Annotated in this window: 16 protein-coding genes; 10 read left to right on the top strand and 6 right to left on the bottom strand. The window is 63.7% G+C overall.

The genetic code is table 11. The features are described 5' to 3' along the window. Nucleotides 1-40: 40 nt before the first annotated feature. The 3 genes from STHERM_RS01065 to panB are packed head-to-tail and all read right to left on the bottom strand — an operon-like array spanning nt 41 to nt 2115. Nucleotides 41-727: a phosphopantothenoylcysteine decarboxylase gene (locus STHERM_RS01065; protein ID WP_013313028.1), complete on the bottom strand. Its 687-nt coding sequence runs from the start codon at nt 725-727 to the stop codon at nt 41-43. Beyond that, on the bottom strand, nt 724-1263 hold the full coding sequence (locus tag STHERM_RS01060; protein WP_013313027.1) for a flavoprotein: 540 nt from the start codon (nt 1261-1263) through the stop codon (nt 724-726). The genes STHERM_RS01065 and STHERM_RS01060 overlap by 4 nt, the downstream gene beginning before the upstream one ends. 57 nt (nt 1264-1320) lie before the next feature. Next, nucleotides 1321-2115 (bottom strand): 3-methyl-2-oxobutanoate hydroxymethyltransferase, encoded by a 795-nt coding sequence (gene panB, locus STHERM_RS01055; protein ID WP_014623885.1) that lies wholly within the window; start codon nt 2113-2115, stop codon nt 1321-1323. Nucleotides 2116-2295: 180 nt separating this feature from the next. Here panB and STHERM_RS01050 point away from each other — a divergent pair, with 180 nt between their 5' ends. Genes STHERM_RS01050 through STHERM_RS01025 form a run of 6 tightly spaced genes read left to right on the top strand, consistent with a single transcriptional unit; the run spans nt 2296 to nt 8128 of the window. Continuing rightward, nucleotides 2296-3015, top strand: coding sequence for a TetR/AcrR family transcriptional regulator (locus tag STHERM_RS01050; RefSeq protein ID WP_013313025.1), 720 nt, complete (start codon nt 2296-2298; stop codon nt 3013-3015). Beyond that, nucleotides 3002-3691 (top strand): ABC transporter ATP-binding protein, encoded by a 690-nt coding sequence (locus tag STHERM_RS01045; RefSeq protein WP_013313024.1) that lies wholly within the window; start codon nt 3002-3004, stop codon nt 3689-3691. The genes STHERM_RS01050 and STHERM_RS01045 overlap by 14 nt, the downstream gene beginning before the upstream one ends. Then, nucleotides 3688-4953 (top strand): ABC transporter permease, encoded by a 1266-nt coding sequence (locus STHERM_RS01040; protein WP_013313023.1) that lies wholly within the window; start codon nt 3688-3690, stop codon nt 4951-4953. Before STHERM_RS01045 ends, STHERM_RS01040 begins: the two co-directional genes overlap by 4 nt. Nucleotides 4954-4963: 10 nt before the next feature. Continuing rightward, a complete protein-coding gene (locus STHERM_RS01035) occupies nt 4964-6217 on the top strand; it encodes an ABC transporter permease (RefSeq protein ID WP_013313022.1) in 1254 nt (417 codons plus the stop codon). 10 nt (nt 6218-6227) lie between these two features. After that, nucleotides 6228-6968 (top strand): outer membrane lipoprotein-sorting protein, encoded by a 741-nt coding sequence (locus STHERM_RS01030; RefSeq protein WP_013313021.1) that lies wholly within the window; start codon nt 6228-6230, stop codon nt 6966-6968. Beyond that, entirely contained in the window at nt 6962-8128 is a 1167-nt protein-coding gene (locus STHERM_RS01025; RefSeq protein WP_013313020.1) for a hypothetical protein, read from the top strand. The genes STHERM_RS01030 and STHERM_RS01025 overlap by 7 nt, the downstream gene beginning before the upstream one ends. A gap of 38 nt (nt 8129-8166) precedes the next feature. Here the strand turns inward: STHERM_RS01025 and STHERM_RS01020 are convergent, their stop codons facing one another. Next, the gene (locus STHERM_RS01020) at nt 8167-9741 is read right to left on the bottom strand and encodes a DUF5312 family protein (RefSeq protein WP_013313018.1); all 1575 of its coding nucleotides are present in this window, start codon (nt 9739-9741) and stop codon (nt 8167-8169) included. A 43-nt stretch (nt 9742-9784) separates the two neighbouring features. On the opposite strand from STHERM_RS01020, the gene STHERM_RS12485 reads away from it, so the two are divergent. Both STHERM_RS12485 and STHERM_RS01010 read left to right on the top strand, forming a co-directional pair. Next, the gene (locus STHERM_RS12485) at nt 9785-10735 is read left to right on the top strand and encodes an epoxyqueuosine reductase (RefSeq protein WP_148223841.1); all 951 of its coding nucleotides are present in this window, start codon (nt 9785-9787) and stop codon (nt 10733-10735) included. 93 nt (nt 10736-10828) lie between these two features. Further along, nucleotides 10829-12121 (top strand): aminotransferase class I/II-fold pyridoxal phosphate-dependent enzyme, encoded by a 1293-nt coding sequence (locus tag STHERM_RS01010; RefSeq protein WP_013313017.1) that lies wholly within the window; start codon nt 10829-10831, stop codon nt 12119-12121. 41 nt (nt 12122-12162) lie between these two features. Here the strand turns inward: STHERM_RS01010 and STHERM_RS01005 are convergent, their stop codons facing one another. Continuing rightward, the gene (locus STHERM_RS01005) at nt 12163-13788 is read right to left on the bottom strand and encodes a methyl-accepting chemotaxis protein (protein ID WP_041623107.1); all 1626 of its coding nucleotides are present in this window, start codon (nt 13786-13788) and stop codon (nt 12163-12165) included. Between the two features lie 98 nt (nt 13789-13886). Next, the gene (locus tag STHERM_RS01000; RefSeq protein ID WP_041623682.1) at nt 13887-14840 is read right to left on the bottom strand and encodes a TIGR01212 family radical SAM protein; all 954 of its coding nucleotides are present in this window, start codon (nt 14838-14840) and stop codon (nt 13887-13889) included. Nucleotides 14841-14904: 64 nt separating this feature from the next. Here STHERM_RS01000 and STHERM_RS00995 point away from each other — a divergent pair, with 64 nt between their 5' ends. Together STHERM_RS00995 and STHERM_RS00990 are read left to right on the top strand one after the other, a co-directional pair. Further along, nucleotides 14905-16089, top strand: a complete 1185-nt coding sequence (locus STHERM_RS00995) for a substrate-binding domain-containing protein (protein ID WP_013313014.1) — start codon at nt 14905-14907, stop codon at nt 16087-16089. 69 nt (nt 16090-16158) lie between these two features. After that, on the top strand, nt 16159-17256 hold the full coding sequence (locus STHERM_RS00990) for an ABC transporter ATP-binding protein (protein ID WP_013313013.1): 1098 nt from the start codon (nt 16159-16161) through the stop codon (nt 17254-17256). Nucleotides 17257-17276 lie beyond the last annotated feature (20 nt).

Genomic DNA, 17276 nt, shown 5'->3' with positions numbered 1-17276 from the left:
CAAAGGAATCTTTTAAGAAAAGATACTAGAAACTCACTGTTCAGGAAAGGACCCGCGCTTCCAGAAGGCCCACAAGCCGGGAGGCGAGCGCCTCGGTGGTAGGCACCTCCTCCGCCTCCCCCGGCGAGGTGAAGATCCGCGCCCTCACCCCCCTCCCCATCTCCTCCATGTCGTTGTGCACCACGAGATCGGCCCCCTCCTCGAAGATACGTCTCACCGCCTCCTCCATCACCTCGTCCCGCGCCCCCACCGTGAGCTTGAACCCGACGAGCACCACCCCCGGCGCCCATCCCTTGATCCCGGCGAGGAGCTTCTCGTTCCTCGCGAGCCCGATCCAGACCGGCCCGGCCGAGTCCACCTTCCCGCCCCCCTCCACCCGCCTCAGCACCACCCGCAGTCTCCCTTCCTCCTCCTCCCTCGCCTCCTCCTCCCACACCCCTGCCACGCTGAAATCGCTCACCGCAGCCGCATGCACCACCGCATCCCAGACACCCCCACGCAGGAGCCCCTCGAGCCGCCCGGCAAGCTCGGCGAAACAGGAGAAGCGCACCACCTCCACCCCCTCCGGCACCACCTCCGCCACCCCCACCAGGGCCGTCACCTCATGCCCCCTCCGCGCCGCCTCCTCTGCCACCAGGGCCGCGGTCCTCCCCGTGGAGGTGTTCACCAGGGCACGCACCCCGTCCACCGGCTCCCGGCACCCCCCACCCGTCACCAGGATCCTCACAGCTCCTCCTTTATCTTCTGGAAGACGAGCTCGGGATCCGCGAGCTTCCCGGTCCCCACCGTGCCGCAGGCGAGCCTCCCCTCCACCGGGGCAAGGATCACCACCCCCCACTCCTCCAGGACCTTCAGGTTGCGCTGGGTGGCGGGGTGGAGGTACATCTGCGTGTTCATCGCCGGGGCGAGCCACACCGGCCTCTGGAAGTTGTTCGCGAGGAAGATCGCGCCGAACAGGTCGTCGGCAAGCCCTGCAGCCAGGCGCGCGATGCAGTTCGCCGAGGCGGGATACACCAGGAGCAGATCGGCCCACTCCTGGGCGAGGGTGATGTGGGGGATGAAGTCGGGCCGGCCCGCGAACATGTCGGTGAGCACGGGCCGTCCGGTGATCCCCTCGAAGGTTGCAGGGCCAATGAACCGGAGGGCGCGCTCGGTGGCCGTGGCCTGGACCTCGTACCCATCCTTCACGAGCATCGAGGCGAGGGCCGCCGCCTTGAAACAGGCCACCGAGCCCGTCAGGTGCAGGAGTATGCGCTTCGCCATCGTCACCATCCTCCTCATCCGTTCATGCGCGGGGGAGGCCCATCGAAGAGACCGGCCTCACTCGTCCTCGAAACTCTCCTCCCGGGTGGGGAACCGACCCTCCACCACGTCCTCCACGAACCGATCCACCGCCTCTTTCACCGCGAGCCCCACCTCGGCGTACCGCCTCACGAACCTGAAAGGCTTCTCCAGCCCCACCCCCCCAAGGTCGTAGAGCACGAGCACCTGGCCATCGGTGTCGGATCCCGCCCCTATCCCGATCGTGGGAATGGAGATGCGCTCCGTCACCACACGGGCGAGTCCGGAGGGGATGCACTCCAGCACGATCCCGAAGCACCCGAGCGCCTCCAGCCTCCCGGCGCCCTCCAGGATGTAGGTGCGGGAGGCCTCGTCCCTCCCCTGCACCCTGAACCCGCCGAAGGCGTAGTAGAACTGCGGGGTGAGGCCCAGATGCCCCATCACCGGTATCCCGGCCTGCACCAGGTGGGCGATCTCCTCCTCGATCCCCTTCCACCCCTCCACCTTCACCGCATCGGCCCCTGCCCGTATGAGCTCCCCTGCAGCGTGCACCGCATGGGCCTTGCCCTGCTGCATCGAGAGGAAGGGCATGTCGGCGATGATCATCTTGTCGGGCGCCCCCCGTCGCACCGCCTCGGTGTGCCGGACCATCATCTCCAGGGTTGCGTGCACCGTGGTGGGATACCCGTAGATCACCATGGCGAGGCTGTCCCCCACGAGCAGGCAATCCACCTCGGTCTCGTTGAGGACCCGTGCGAAGCTCGCATCGTAACACGTCACCATGGAGATCTTCTTGCCCTGCCTCTTACGGGCAAGGAAACTCCGAACGTTCACCTCTTGCCTCCTCGATCCGTAAGAGTAGCACAAAAGGGTCCATTCTGTCCAATCGTGTCGCCCGGTTCGAGCAGGGATTGCGATATTTCGAGCATCGCGCTTGACGATGCGCACGAAACACACTATACTTCCCATTAGACCGACGGTCGGTCGAGTACGTCCTGCGGAGGAATTGCCTGCATGACCGGATCAGATCTTCACACGGTCCGCGACACACGCGCCCGTATCATAGAGACCGCCTCCCGACTCTTCTGGGAGCACGGCTACGATCGCGTCCCTGTAGAGCGGATCATTCGTGAGGTGGGCATCGCAAAAGGCACCTTCTACCACCACTTCCGGTCGAAGGAAGACCTGCTGGACGCCGTGGTCGAGACCTTCACCGACTCGATCATCGACCGGCTGGACAAGACCCTTCGTGACACCTCCATCCCCATCGAGGAGAAGCTCACGCTCCTCATCAACCAGTCCGTGCAGTTCAAGCTCGAGAGCATCCCCCTCATGCTCACCATCCTCAAGACATGGCTCGACCCCGCCAATGTCACCTTCCGCGAGAAGATGGAGCAGCTCTCACTCGAGAAATTCCTCCCCCTCATGGCCCGCTTCATCGAGGAAGGTACCGAGGCCGGGATCTTCCACATAGGCAGGATGAGGCCCCGGGACGTGGCGCGATTCATCATGACCCTCTCGTTCGCCATCACCAACGAGACCGCCGAATACCTCCTGGGCCTTAAGGATCATCCCGAGTACGAGGAGAAGTTCACCACCCTCTACGAGAGCTTCCAGTACGCCTACGAGCGGATGCTGGGGCTCCCGGAGGGATATCTGGACTCCAGGATCGGAGAGTTTCTCCGGGCCACCAAGGCATACCTAGAGAAAGGAGCAGACAATGGCGATCGTTGAACTTTCCGGAGTGAAGAAGGACTACCACACGGGAGAGACCGTGGTACACGCCCTCAGGGGGGTGGACCTCCAGGTGGAACCGGGCGAGTTCCTCGCCATCGCCGGACCCTCGGGTTCGGGCAAGACCACCCTCCTCAACATCGTCGGCACCCTCGATTCCGCGGACGAGGGGACGGTGATCATCGACCACACCGATATCCCGTCCCTCGATCCGAAGGAGCGAGCCCGCTTCAGACGCGGAAAGATCGGCTTCGTCTTCCAGACCTTCAACCTCATCCCCGTACTCACGGCCTACGAGAACGTGGCCTTCGCCCTCGACCTCCTCGACCTTCCTGAACGCGAGGTGAGGGAGCGCACCATGCAGATCCTCAAGGACGTGGGGCTCGAGGGCATGGAGGACAGGAGACCGGCCCAGCTCTCGGGTGGTCAGCAACAGCGCGTGGCCATCGCCAGGGCCCTGGTGAAGAACCCCATCCTCGTCCTGGCCGACGAGCCCACCGCCAACCTCGACTCCGAGACCGGAGAGGCCATCGTCCACCTCATGCAGGAGCTCAACGAGAAGTACGGCACCACCTTCATCTTCTCCACCCACGACAAGATGGTGATGGACCACGCCCGCAGGCTCGTGCTCCTGCACGACGGACTCATCCAGGAAGACATAAGGAGGGAGTCATGAAGGCAAAGACCCTCTTCTCACTCTCTCTGAAGAACCTCACGCGCTACACCAGGCGTACCATCATCACCGCCTCGGCCGTGGCCGTGGGGATCCTCCTCTTCATCTTCGTGGACTCCATACTCAAAGGTGCAGAGAGGGACTCGGAACGCAACCTCCTCTGGTACGAGACCGGGAGCGCTCAGGTCTTCACCGGGGAGTTCTGGGAGGAGAAGGACCGCCTCCCCCTCAACAAGGGTATCGAGGAGCCGGACGAGGTGGTCTCGTTCCTCGCCTCGAAAGGCGTGAAGGCAGCCCCCCGCATCACCGCCCTGGGCGAGCTCGTGGTCTACAAGGACCCCTATCCCGAGGACGGCTCGCTCCAGGTACGGATCACCGCCGTGGACCCGGTACGTGACCCCGAGGTCTTCAGGCTCGAGGACGAGGTGGTGGAGGGCTCCTGGTTCTCGGGATCGCCCGGTGAGGAGGGCGTGATCCTGGGCCAGTGGCTCGCAGAGGACCTCGGCGCCAGGGTGGGCTACCCCGTCACGCTCGTCACCCGCACCCGGGACGGGGCCTATCAGACCATGGACCTCACCATCGTGGGGATCGTGGCGACCCCCAACCCCGTGGTAAACCGGACCGGGGTGTATCTCCCCCTCGACACCGCCGACTTCTACCTGGACATGGGAGGGACGGTCACCTCCATCGCCCTCTCCCTGCCCGAGCACATCCCCGTGGAGGAACAGGTCGCCGCACTCGGGCCCGAGCTTGCGGCCCGTTTCCCCGGCCTCACCCTCAAGACGTGGAAGGACCTCGCACCGGGGTACGTGGCCATCGCCCAGGCAAAGCAGGGAGGCACGAGCATGATCCTGCTCCTCCTCTTCGTCATCGCCGCGGTGGGGATCTCCAACACCATGCTCATGTCCATCTACGAGCGGTTCCGCGAGATCGGCATGATGCGGGCCCTGGGCATGAAGGAGTCGCAGATCGGACTCTCCTTCCTCCTCGAGGCGGCGGGCATAGGCTTCCTCGGCGCCCTCATGGGGGTGATCCTCGCCGTTCCCATCAACTACTTCCTGGTGGAGTACGGGATCGACTACGGCTGGCTCATCAGAGAGATGGACGTGGGCTACCGCATCGCCGGGGCCTTCAAAGGGACATGGGATCCGGGCTCCTTCCTCACCGCGTTCGTCATGGGTGTGCTCATCGCCACGGTGGTCGCCGTATTCCCGGTCCGCAGGGCCTTCAAGAAGAGCATCGTGGACTGCCTCTACTACCACTAAGGAGGAGATGATGAAACTCTCACAGATCGCCTGGCGCAACATCTTCAGGAACAGGAGGAGGAGCCTCCTCTCGGTGCTCGCCCTGGCCATCGCGGCCATGAGCCTGGTGCTCCTCTTCGGCCTCATAGACTGGATGAAGGACGACTTCAGGACCAACCTCTTCAGGTTCTACACCGGCCAGATCCGCATCCGGGACAGAGAGTTCGACACCTACGAGCACCTCTCCCCCCTCCACCTCAAGGTGGAGCACGCCCTCGACCTGGTGGAAAAGATCGAACAGATCCCCGGCGTGAGGGCGGCCGCAGCCCGCATAGGCTTCCCGGCCATGGTCCTGGAAGAGGAGGGCACCTTCCTCGGCGTCTACGGCAGGGCCATGGATATGGAACAGGAGCGAAAGGTGGCGAACCTCGACGAGTACCTCCTCACTGGCGAGTTCCCGAAGGCAGGGTCGAGGGAGATCCTCCTCACCCCCTCCCTCGCAGAGGAACTCGGCAAACAGGTGGGGGACACCCTCACCCTCATGGCCCGGACCGCCACCTACGGCACCAACGCCATGACCTTCACGATCACCGGACTGGTCCGCTTTCCCTTCAGCTCACTCGACCGGGCCTTCTTCATCCCCCTCGACACCGGACAACGGCTCCTCAGGATGCGATCCCAGGACGGGAGCACATTCGATGCCGCGAGCGAGGTGGTGGTGCTCCTCGAGGAGGGGGTGAAGGAACGAGACGTGCTGCCGCACATCCAGTCGCTCCTCGCCACGGGGAGCTACGGAGACGTCGAGGCCAGGCCCTGGCAGGAGCTTCCCACCCTCTACTCCGTCATCCGGATCACCGAGATCACCTACAACGTGATAGGGCTCCTCTTCCTCCTCCTGGGCAGCACGGTCATCATCAACACCACCATGATGGTCATCTACGAGCGCATGAGGGAGATAGGGACCATGAGCGCCATGGGCATGGAGGGGGGCCAGCTCGTGCGGCTCTTCTTCCTCGAGGCCCTCTACCTCGCACTCATCGGGGCCGCGGTGGGGGTGGGCCTCGGCGCACTCTTCGCCTACCCCTTGGGCATCTACGGCATCGACTACACCGCCGCCACCCAGGACATCCAGTGGCCGGTCTCCAGCATCTACTACTGCACCCCCACGTGGCGCACCTACCTCTTCGTCTTCCTCTTCTCCGTGGTGGTGGGGGCCGTCACATCCTTCATCCCCTCACGGAGGGCGGCGAAGCTCAATCCCATACAGGCACTCAGGACCATATAGGAGGCGTGTCATGAACACACGACGCATCGCATCGACACTGCTCGTATTCCTCCTCGCAGGAGGGCTCCTCTCCGCCCTCACGCCCGAGGAGATCCTCGACCTGGTGGAGGAGAATCAGACCTTCTCCACCTTCCGGGGAGAGGGCAAGATGGTGATCACCGACAGGTTCGGCACCCGCACCAAGACCTTCAGATTCTACGCAAAAGGCGAGGAACAGTCCCTCATCGAGTTCACGAGCATAGACGAGGCAGGACAGAAGATCCTCCGCACCGAGGACGAGATCTACCTCTACTACCCCGACGCCGAGGAGCTCATCCGCCTCCAAGGGGCGGCCTTGAGGGAATCGGTCGCAGGCTCCGACCTCTCGTACGAGGACCTCACCGGCGGCAAGGAGCTCAAGGACAAGTACCGCGTGAGACTCGAAGGCGAGGAGACGGCCAACGGTCGTCCCTGCTACGTGCTGGTGCTCGAGGCCAAGGTGAAGGACGTGGCCTATCCCAGACAGAAGCTCTGGGTGGACAAAGAGCTGTTCGTGGGATGGAAGGCCCAGTACTTCGCCCTCTCGGGCAAGGTGCTCAAGGAGGTCGAGGTGAAGGAGATCGAGGAGATAAAGGGCCACTCCATACCGGTCCACTACGTCTTCAGGGACATGCTGAAGCGCAACTCCTCCACCGAGTTCCTCATCTCCGGGATCGAAGTGGACATCCCCCTCGACGAACGCATCTTCTCGCTGGAGGAGCTCACATGGTAACCCACCGCTCGAAGTGGATCATCCTCTCGACGGTCCTGCTCCTCGGGGTCATCCCCCTGTGGTCGGAGCAACAGATCAGGGTGATCATGGATACCGCCCTCTTCGGTATGCGTATCGACGAGGAGACGTGGTCGCTCTTCTCGACGGGGAGCGGTGAACTCGACCTCCAGAGCAGGGGGAACAGGAACGTGCGGGCCCGTCTCTCCCTCACCGCCTCACTCGGCCAGGAGGTGGGCACCGACGAAGGCACGTCGAGCCTCACGGGAAGGGAGACCGCCACCTTCGGCATCCACTACGCCTACGTGAAGGTCCGCATCCCCCTCGCCGAGCGGTACGCCGTGCGTCTCTCCATGGGAAAGAACGCCCTCACCTGGGGGGTCGGCTCGCTCTTCAACGCGGGAAACATCGCCTTCAACCCCACGGCCACGCAAGGGGCGAGTCTGCTCGCGGTGGAAGGCCCGGTGAGGGAGGACACCGCGTGGTACGCCTCCCTCTACCTCCCGCTCGGCACCTACGCCTTCCTCGAACCGGTGGCCCTCGTGGCCCTCGCCCCTGCCTCGGAGGCCCCCCTCTTCCCCACACCGGAGGAGACATCGCTCGGCGCACGGCTCCACACCAAGGCCGGCCCCCTTCTCCTCGAGGCCGCCTACCTCCATGACGGAAGAGAGGCCCGGCACGTAGGGGCCCTTACCCTCCAGGGCAACCTGGGGGCCGACCTCTACCTCTCCGTCTCTTCCTCCCTCCCGGGCGAGACGGACGACATCCTCTCCTCCCTTAAAGAGGGCCTCATCATCTCCACCGGCGCCTTCTGGCTCAACCCCATAGAGGTGGGTGAGGGGCTCAGCCTCAGGATCGAGGCCCTCGTCATCCCCGACGCATCGTGGGAGGAGGGAACGGCAGGAGACCTCTCGGACTACGGCATCCACCTCTACCACGAGCTCAGCCTGGCCCCCTCGGACCGGCTGACCCTCCTCTTCCGGGGGCTCCTCTCTCCCATCGATCTGAGCGGCGTGGGAATCGCCGGTCTCGACTGGAACCTCGACCAGGGCCTCCACCTCTACTCCTTCTTCTCCCTCCAGGTGGGGGAGGAAACCGACCTCTACAGCCCCTCGCACCCCGGAGGCATCGCCCTCGCAGGAGGGGTTCGCTACACCTTCTGAACCACACGGGGAAGGGGAAACCCCCTTCCCCTTTTCACTCACTCCTCGGGTTGCCGCTTCCTGGTGAAGAACAGCTGGAGGATCTGGATGAAGTAGTAGATCTTCTTGTACGTTTCGACCATATCCCTCTGGAGGTCTTCCCCCTCATAGGCGTTCTCCACCTCGCGCCAGTTGAGGATGACCTCCCGTTTCGACCCCTGGGAGTCCTCTATGAGACTCTTGAAGATCTTGCCTATCGAGATGAGGTTCTGGGCGGTCTCCATCACCATCCGCCGGACGGCCTCGTTCACGTCGTCTATGTACTGCTTGAGGACGCGCTTCACCGCCGGTTCCTTTCCGCTCCCGCTCCGGTGGAGGTACTGACGGATCTTCTGTCCCCGCTCCCCCTCATCGCTCAGGGACTCGTCGAGCTCCACCACCTCCTGGGCGATGTCCATCACCCGGTAGTAGGCGTCCGAGAGCTCCTGGGAGACCTGGGGAGCGGTCCACTTCCCGCGCACGATGAAAAGCTCGGCGAGCATCCTCACGTCGCGCTTGTAGAAGTCCAGGAGAAAGGCCTTGAGGTAGTTGAACGGCTCCACGTAGAGGAAGGTCCCCACATCGTGACGGGCGAAGGCCGAAGCCGTGGCCTCCGTGTAGTACCGGGACCTCGCCACGGCATCGGTCCCGAAGACCATCCTGAGGAGCTGGCCGAGCTTCACCTTCCGCTTCTCTTCCCTGAGTCCTCGTATCACGGCCTCCGCATCCCGTCTGAGCTCTTCGAGCACCCCCTCGACGATATCCTGGCGTGAGCCCCTCACCTCCGGCTGAAAGGCAGGATTCTTCTCCACATGCTGCACGATCTTCACCAGGATATCGCTCCGCTTCACCGCCATGAGGGCGTTGAACATCCGCTGCCAGAGCCTCGGATCGACCACCTCCACGCCCTTGTAGAGCCTGAGGACGGGAAAGACCTCCTGCCACGGAAGGGCTGGATCGAGGGGCCCTATCACATCCAGGAAGTCCTTGAGATCGTCCACCACGTACTCGGCCGAGATGGGTTCGAACCTGGGGGTATACGAGGGGTCCTGCTCGGGGAAGGAAGCGTCGAACTTCTTGAGGAGGAAGTAGAAATCGAACTTCACGAATCCCACGAGGTAGAGGATGGTCTCGTAGACCCTGTTCATCCGCTCGGCTCTGTCGCGGCTGCACAGATCGTAGAGCTCGACGAGGTCGCCCTTCACCTCCTCGGTGAGCTGTTCGAGCGACACCTCCTTCACCCTCACGCGGAGCGCCCCTGGATCGAGCCGGGCGAGGATACCTCGCTTCTCCTCGGGGAGGAAGGACTCCACCACGAGACGCCTCAGCGCCTTCGAAGAATCGGCGTGCTGGAGGAGTGTCTGCGCTGGACCGATCACCTGGTATATCTGGAAGAAGAACTGGGCGAGCTGTGGGAGGGCTTCATCCGACCGGGGGTTGTAGAAGCGATACTTGCTCCTGCGTATCTCCTTCGCGATCTGTCTGAGGGCGCGCCTCTTCTGACGAGCGGGATCGTTCGCCCCCAGGATGATGTCGAGTATCCTCCCCAGAAACCCTTTCCGCACCGGAGCGGTTCCCGGAATACCGTCACTCATACTTTACATACTAGGTGAAAATATACTGAACTGTCAACGAAATATGAGCAAGGGCCTCACCTTCGAAGCGATTCTCGACCTCTCCCGGGAGACGGGTCTCACGGAGGTCTACCCGGCCTCTTCCGAAGGCATCCCCGGCCTCGACCCGCACCGCCACCCCTCCTTCCTCATCACCCACCTCCCCTACACCGTCCCCACCCCCCGCCCCTCCCCCCTCCCCTCCGCCCGCATCGCCCCCTTCGCCTGCGCGAACCACTACCGGGAACTCTCCCACACCCTAAGAAGGCTCGTCTCACTCATCGGGCAGCGCACCGGCCACCCGAAGTCCGCCTTCCGCGTCTTCTCCAACTCACCCCTCCCCGAACGGGCCATGGCCCACCGTGCGGGACTCGGGGTCCCCGGGAGGAACGGGCTCATCATCCACCCGGTCTACGGCTCCTACATCGCACTCGGCGGCATCCTCCTCCCCTTCCCCCTCGACATCCCCCCACCCCCACCCCCCCCGCCACCCCTCTCCCCCTGCGGCCCCTGCACCGCCTGCCTCACCGCCTGCCCCACCCACGCCCTCCCCGGCGACGGCACCCTCAGGAAGGACCGGTGCATCCAGTACTGGGCGGGCACCCACGGGATCGTCCCCGACCCCGTCAAGGCCGCCTGGGGCCCCACCCTCTACGGCTGCCCCCACTGCCAAGCCGCCTGCCCCTACAATAGACGCCCCGCCCCCGGACGCAGGCCCGTCCTCCGCGGCCGGATAGGCCCCACCCTCCCCCTCACCCTCCTCCTCGGCACCCCCGCCTCCCTCCTCAAGGCCCTCCTCCGGAGCTCCGCTCTCCAGCTCGGCTGGCTCTCCCCCCTCACCCTCCAGCGCAACGCCCTCCTCGCCGCAGCCGCCACCGGAGCCCGCCCCCTCTTCCACTACGTGGAACCCTACCTCACCCACCCAGACCCCGTCCTCAGGGACGCGGCCCGGTGGGCCCTCCACCGTCTCTCATGAACCTGGATGAAAGCATAAATATACAGAAACGTCCCTATTTTTGCATTAATATGCATTGACAAACCTCTCCCGTTCCGCCATCATAGGCTTGCCATGAAACTCAACCCACTCGCCCAGTCTCTCAACCAGACCCTGGAAGGGAGCGTCGCCTACAGGCTCCTGTCGGATGTGGGGAAACGCATGTTCTTCCCCAGAGGAGTCGCAGCCCAGAGCATGGAGGCCAAGGAGAAGGCCCACCGATTCGACGCCACCGTGGGCATCGCGAACGTGGAGCAGGGAAGACCCATCATCCTCGAAGAGATCCACCGGTGGGTCCCCGAGCTCTCCCCTGCGGAGATCGTCTCCTACGCCCCCACCCCCGGCGATCCGGAACTCAGGAAGCTCTGGCAGCAGGAGATCCTCAGGAAAAACCCTGAGGTACCACTGGATCGCATCTCCCTCCCCATGGTCACCTCGGGTCTCACCGGTGCCCTGAGCCAGGTGGCCGACCTCTTCGTGAACCCGCACGACCACGTCCTCGTCTCCGACTTCTTCTGGGGCAACTACCGCCTCCTCTTCGAAGGACGGCGCGAGGCTCAGCTCGTCACCTATCCCCTCTTCACCGAGGAAGGCTCCCTCAACCTGGAGGCCATGGAGCGCACGCTCAGGGAGATCCCCGCGAAGAAGGCCGTCCTCGTCCTCAACTTCCCCAACAACCCCACCGGCTACACCCCCACCGTGGATGAGGCACAGGCCATGGCCGGCCTCCTTGCCAGGTGCGCCGAGGAGAAAGACCTCCTTGTGGTCTGCGACGACGCCTACTTCGGCCTCTTCTACGAGGAAGGGATCTACCCCCACTCCCTCTTCAACCTCCTCGCCACCGCGCACCCCAACCTCCTCGCCGTCAAGGTGGACGGCCCCACCAAAGAGCTCTACGTGTGGGGCTTCCGCATCGGCTTCCTCACCTTCGGATCCCCGGTCCTCACCGCAGCCCAGTTCGACGCACTCAACCAGAAGCTCGCAGGATCCCTCCGCGCCACCGTCTCCAACTCCAACCGCCTCGCCCAGAGCCTCCTCAAGCGCGCCCTCACGAGCGCCCACACCCCCTCAGAACTCGCGAAGTGGGCCGACCTCCTCAAGGCCCGCTATCAGAAGACCCGCCAGATCCTCTCGCGCATGGGCGACGACGTCCCCCTCGTCCCCCAACCCTTCAACTCGGGCTACTTCATGTGCTTCAAGACCAGGGGGATCGATGCAGAGGCACTCAGACAGACTCTCCTGGAGAAGGGCATCGGGACCATCTCTCTGGGAAGGGACGTGCTCCGCGTGACCTTCGCGAGTATCCCTGAGGAACACCTGGAGGAACTCTTCTCGGAGATCTTCGAGACCGCCCGCAACCTCGCATGAGAGGCGATCCACCACGGTCCGGAGAGGTCTCCGGACCGTTCTCATCCCATCCTGTCGAGCTCCTTAAGCCCCTCCATCACCCGCCTGTAGGCCGCGAGGTTCTCCTCACCCTTCCGGGAGAGCTCCCGTGTGCTCTCCAAGACGGCATCCGCATGAGACGCCACGCGTTCCACCTCCTCGCGCACCACATCCACCAGATTCCGCATCCTCTTGATGGAAGCCCCGCTCGCATCCAGTTCTCCCTCCATCCTCCCGAGCGCCTCCTCCACCTCCTGGGAAAGCGTGGAGAGGCTCGCCACGGCCTCCTCTATCTGACGATACCCGGCCGCCGACTCACTCATGCCTCCGAGTATCTCCACGAGCGAATCCCTCGTCTCCTCTATCCTCTCCTTCATCCCCGCGAACACCTCCCTGAACTCCTCCAATGCCTGGACGGCCTCCTGCACCAGGGCGTTGTTCTCCCCAAGCGTCTCGCCGATCCTCCGGGCCTGGGCGTTACTCTCCTCCGCGAGCTTACGGATCTCCTCGGCCACCACGGCAAACCCCTTACCCGCCTCACCGGCATGGGCCGCCTCTATGGCCGCATTGAGGGCAAGGAGGTTGGTGCTTCCGGCGATCTTCGTGATGGTCTGGACGATCTGGAGGATCTCTCCGGAGTGCGCACCGATCCTGTGGAAGAGCTCCCGCGCCCCCTCGAACCTCCCGAGCACTGCAGCCGCCTCGCCCGCAAGAGCCTCCAGCTCCTCCCGACGTGAAGAAGCAGTGGAGGCCATGTTCCGCACCTGCGCCTGGAGCTCCTCCACCGCAGAGGAGGTCTGGGCCACCGCCTCCTTCACCGCCCCCATCCGTTCCCTCACGAGCCCCCTCGCCCCCTTCACCCGCCCTTCCGCCTCTCCGGCGCTCGCCGCATAGTCCGAGAGCTGAAGGACGAGCTCACCCATGCGAACGAGCCCCTCCCTCATCTCGGAGGACCGTTGGGCGTTCCTCGCGGCGTGCTCGCTCAGGTGCTCGCCGAGGTTGAAGGCCACGGCCGACTCCTCCACCAGGCCGTGAAGGCCTCGGTACCGGGCCACGGCAACCTGCGCCTGTTCCTGGAGTTCCCTGAACGAACGGTACTGGAGGTTGAAGATGTGTACGATGAACGCAGCGCTGAAGATCATGAGGATGAGGGCCACCAGCGCCTCAGAAAGGCCATCCCCCGCACCGGCAGAGAGGGCCACGGGTCGGATCCGGACCGCATACGCGAAGACGAGCGTGAGCACGTTCAGGACGATGAGGGTGATCACCTGCCACGAGGCATAGGCGAGCAGGGGAAGAGAGATGAGCGTGGGAATGAGATACGTCGCCTGGACGTAGATGTCCCGAGGGGAGACGATCTCCCGCATGAAGAAGAAGACGAGCGCAGCCAACCACATGAGGAAGACGTTCCCCGTGCTCACCAGCTTGAAACGGCCCAGCAGCAGGAGTGCCACGTAGACGAGGAACACCCCCGCCACGACCAGCTCCCCCACCCCCATCCGCACCATCCCCTGGAAGAGGCGCACCAGGGCGAGGCACACGAACCCTATACCAAGGAACGTATCGAGGAAGAGGAGGGAGGAGACCTTCCGCTTCACGATGAGGTCGGCCCCCTGATACGATCTCTCCAATACACGTTTCCACCACATACCTCGTTCCTCCTTGCTAATGTCTGTATCGTCAACATCCAGGGGAAAACCAAGCCTTCGGACACGAACCTCCAGGATCATCGATCTCCCTATTATGTTCACCTCGTATTTCTCCCCCCGGCTTCAACCCACAGCCTCCCCTGCCGTGTCCCCCTCCTCCTCATCTCATCCTCGAGCCTCCTCAAGAACCGGCCCTTGGGCATGTAGTGTCTCGGCATCCCCCTCCTCTCAGGCGGGGTGTCGGTGACGAGCCGCATCACCACCATCTCGGGCCGTATCCGTTCCAGGGCTCCCATCACGTAGTCCAGGTAGCGCTCCCGTGAGAGGAGGGAGAGCTCACCCCTCAGGTACTCCCGGAAGAGGGGTGCACCCACCGGGAGGTGGAGATCGTGGAACTTGATCCCCTCCACTCCGGATTCGGCCACGAACCGGGCGCTCTCCCAGAACTCCTCCCGCCCCTCCCCGGGGAGGCCTGCGATGAGATGGGCCGCGCGGAGGAGCCCGGCCTCACCTGCCCGCCGCACCGCATCCTCCCACTGGGCCACGGTGTGCCCCCGCCGTATCCGCCTGAGCGTCTCGTCGAAGGCGGACTGGAGCCCCAGCTCCACCCACACCTCGAGGCCCCGCGCCTTGTAGGAAGCGAGGAGGTCGAGCACCTCGTCGGGAAGGCAGTCCGGTCGGGTAGAGACGATCAGCCCCACCCATTCCCCCTCATCCGCCGCGAGCCCCGCCTCGTACACCCTCCGGAGCTCCTCCACCGGGCCGTACGTATTGGTGTACGCCTGGAAGTAGAGCAGGAACCGCGAGGCCCCGTAGCGCGCCTTCAGGAACCCCTTGGCCCGCCGCACCTGCTCCTCGAGCCCCCGGACATCACCGAGATAGGGAGCCCGGGACCCCTCCACATCGCAGAAGGCGCACCCCCGTCCCTCCCTCGAGTCCCGATGGGGGCAGGAGAATCCCGCATCGACTCCCACCCGGTAGACCATCCCGCCGAAGCGTTCCTTGAGATAACGCGAGAACGAGCGGTATCGCAGTCCTTCTCGGTTTCCCATCATCTCAATAGTCACCCATACACCACGGATTGACAAGAGCGTGCACCGTCTCTAGAGTGAGGCCATGAGAGGCGTGCTCCTCTTCCTCCTCATCGTGTTTTCCTTCATAGGATGCGAGACCACCGTGGATTTCTCGGCCCGTCTCCTCACCACGATCCCGGAGACCACCCTGTGGGTGGAGGCCTTCCATCGCACCTATTCTCACGACCACATCGAGGTCCTCTATGCTCCCTCGCTCGAGGAAGGCCTCTCACGCTACCGCGACATCGACCTCGTCATCTCGGAAGAAACCCTCCCGGCCTCCAGGCTCTTCCCCTATCCTCCGGGAGCGGAGAACCCCCTGTGTGACCCGGATTCGTTCTATCCCGGTATCCTCGCGGCCCTGGGCAACGGCAGCACCCTCATCCGGTATCCCCTCTCGTTCTCTCTTCCCGTGCTTGCCTATGAGAGTGCGTCCCTCACCGAGCTCCAACCCGGTTCCCTCACCGATCTCGAGACCATCATCGAACTGAGCGCAGACCATACCACCACGAGGAGGGGCGCCATCACCCGCATCGGATTCTTCCCGGGGCTCGCACCCTCGTGGGTGGAACACTACCTGCCCCTCTTCGACGTCACCTTCCTCCTCGGCCCCGGCGGGAAGATCATATGGGACCAGCGCTCGCTCGAAGGATTCATGGACTTTCTGACCTCCTGGTATAACCGGGCCGGCATCTCCCATCGGGAGGTCGTCCATTACAGGGAACGCTACCTCACCCTCCCCCCTGCAGAGAACCTCCGCCAGGGGAGGGCTACCATGGTATACCTCTCCCTCGCGACCTTCTTCATGATACCGGAGGAGGCCCGATCCTCCCTCGATTTCGTCTACCTCTCCCATCGGGGACGGGTGCCGGCCATTCCCCCCGTGACCACCGCCTCCATACTGAGAGATGCCCCCCACCGCGATACCGCCGAGCACTTCCTCCGATGGCTCCTCAGCCCCGAGGGACAGGAAGAGATCCTCGCCCACCTGGGCCGTACGGGGATCCCCTTTTTCGGCCTCGCGGGAGGCCTGAGCAGCCTCGTGGAGGTGAGTGAAGGCATCCTCCCGCGCATCCACCCCCGACTCGCAGGAGAGATCCCACCCCCGAACGCCATCCTCTTCACCCCCCCTCCCCGTGAAGAGGTGAGACGGTTCTACGCCGAATCATTCCTCCCCTGGCTCGAGGCGGCACTCGAAGGGGAAGCCGGGAAACCCCTCTCCCCGTGAGAATTGTTTGACAAATCCTCCGCCATACCGTATCATGGGAACGATAAGATATACCTATCGGAGGTTCGTATGGCAACGGTAGAACTCAAGAACGTCACCAAGGTCTACGGCGGCAAGGTGACGGCGGTGAAGGACGCGAACATCAGCGTGGAAGACGGTGAGTTCGTGGTCCTCGTCGGCCCCTCGGGATGTGGGAAGACCACCACGCTCCGCATGATCGCAGGCCTCGAAGACATCACCGAGGGCGATCTGTTCATCGACGGGGCCAGGATGAACGACGTGCCCCCCAAGGACAGGGACATCGCCATGGTGTTCCAGAACTACGCCCTCTACCCGCACATGAGCGTGTATGACAACATGGCCTTCGGGCTCAAGATCCGCAAGTTCCCCAAGGAGGAGATCGACCAGAGGGTCCACAAGGCCGCGCAGATCCTCGACATCGAGGAGCTCCTCGAGCGGAAACCCAAGGAACTCTCGGGCGGTCAGAGGCAGCGTGTGGCCGTGGGAAGGGCCATCGTTCGTGAGCCCAAGGTCTTCCTCTTCGACGAGCCGCTCTCCAACCTCGACGCGAAGCTCAGGGTGCAGATGAGAGCCGAGCTCTCCGCCCTCCACCACAGGCTGGGCAAGACGATGATCTACGTCACACACGACCAGGTGGAAGCCATGACCATGGCCGACCGCATCGTGGTCATGAGGGACGGCCTCATACAGCAGATCGGAACCCCGCTCCAGCTCTACAACCATCCCGTGAACCTCTTCGTGGCGGGCTTCATAGGGTCGCCTCCGATGAACTTCATCTCCTCCACCATCAGGGAGGAAGGCGCCCACCTCGTGGCCGACGAAGGCGACTTCCAGATCATCGTGCCTGAGAAGTACGAGAAGGCCCTCAAGCCCTACGTGGGCAAACAGATCATCTTCGGTATCCGACCGGAGGACCTCACCTACGATCCCTCGGGCAAGGGCGAGATCAAGGCCACCGTCACCGTGGTGGAGCCCCTCGGTGCTGAGATCCACCTCTACATCACCACAGGCCAGAACCAGATCATCGCCCGCACCCCACCGCAGCACGAGTTCAAGGTGGGCGAGAAGGTCTCCTTCAAGCCGAACCTCGAGCGTGCACACTTCTTCGATCCCGAGACCGAGCGCTCGCTCACGGCGGAACTCTGAACCTACCCTTCAAACCGACG

Origin of the sequence: Spirochaeta thermophila DSM 6192, assembly GCF_000147075.1 — a bacterium.
Taxonomy (GTDB): Bacteria; Spirochaetota; Spirochaetia; order Winmispirales; family Winmispiraceae; genus Winmispira; species Winmispira thermophila_A.
This window is presented reverse-complemented; position numbering and strand designations above follow the sequence as displayed.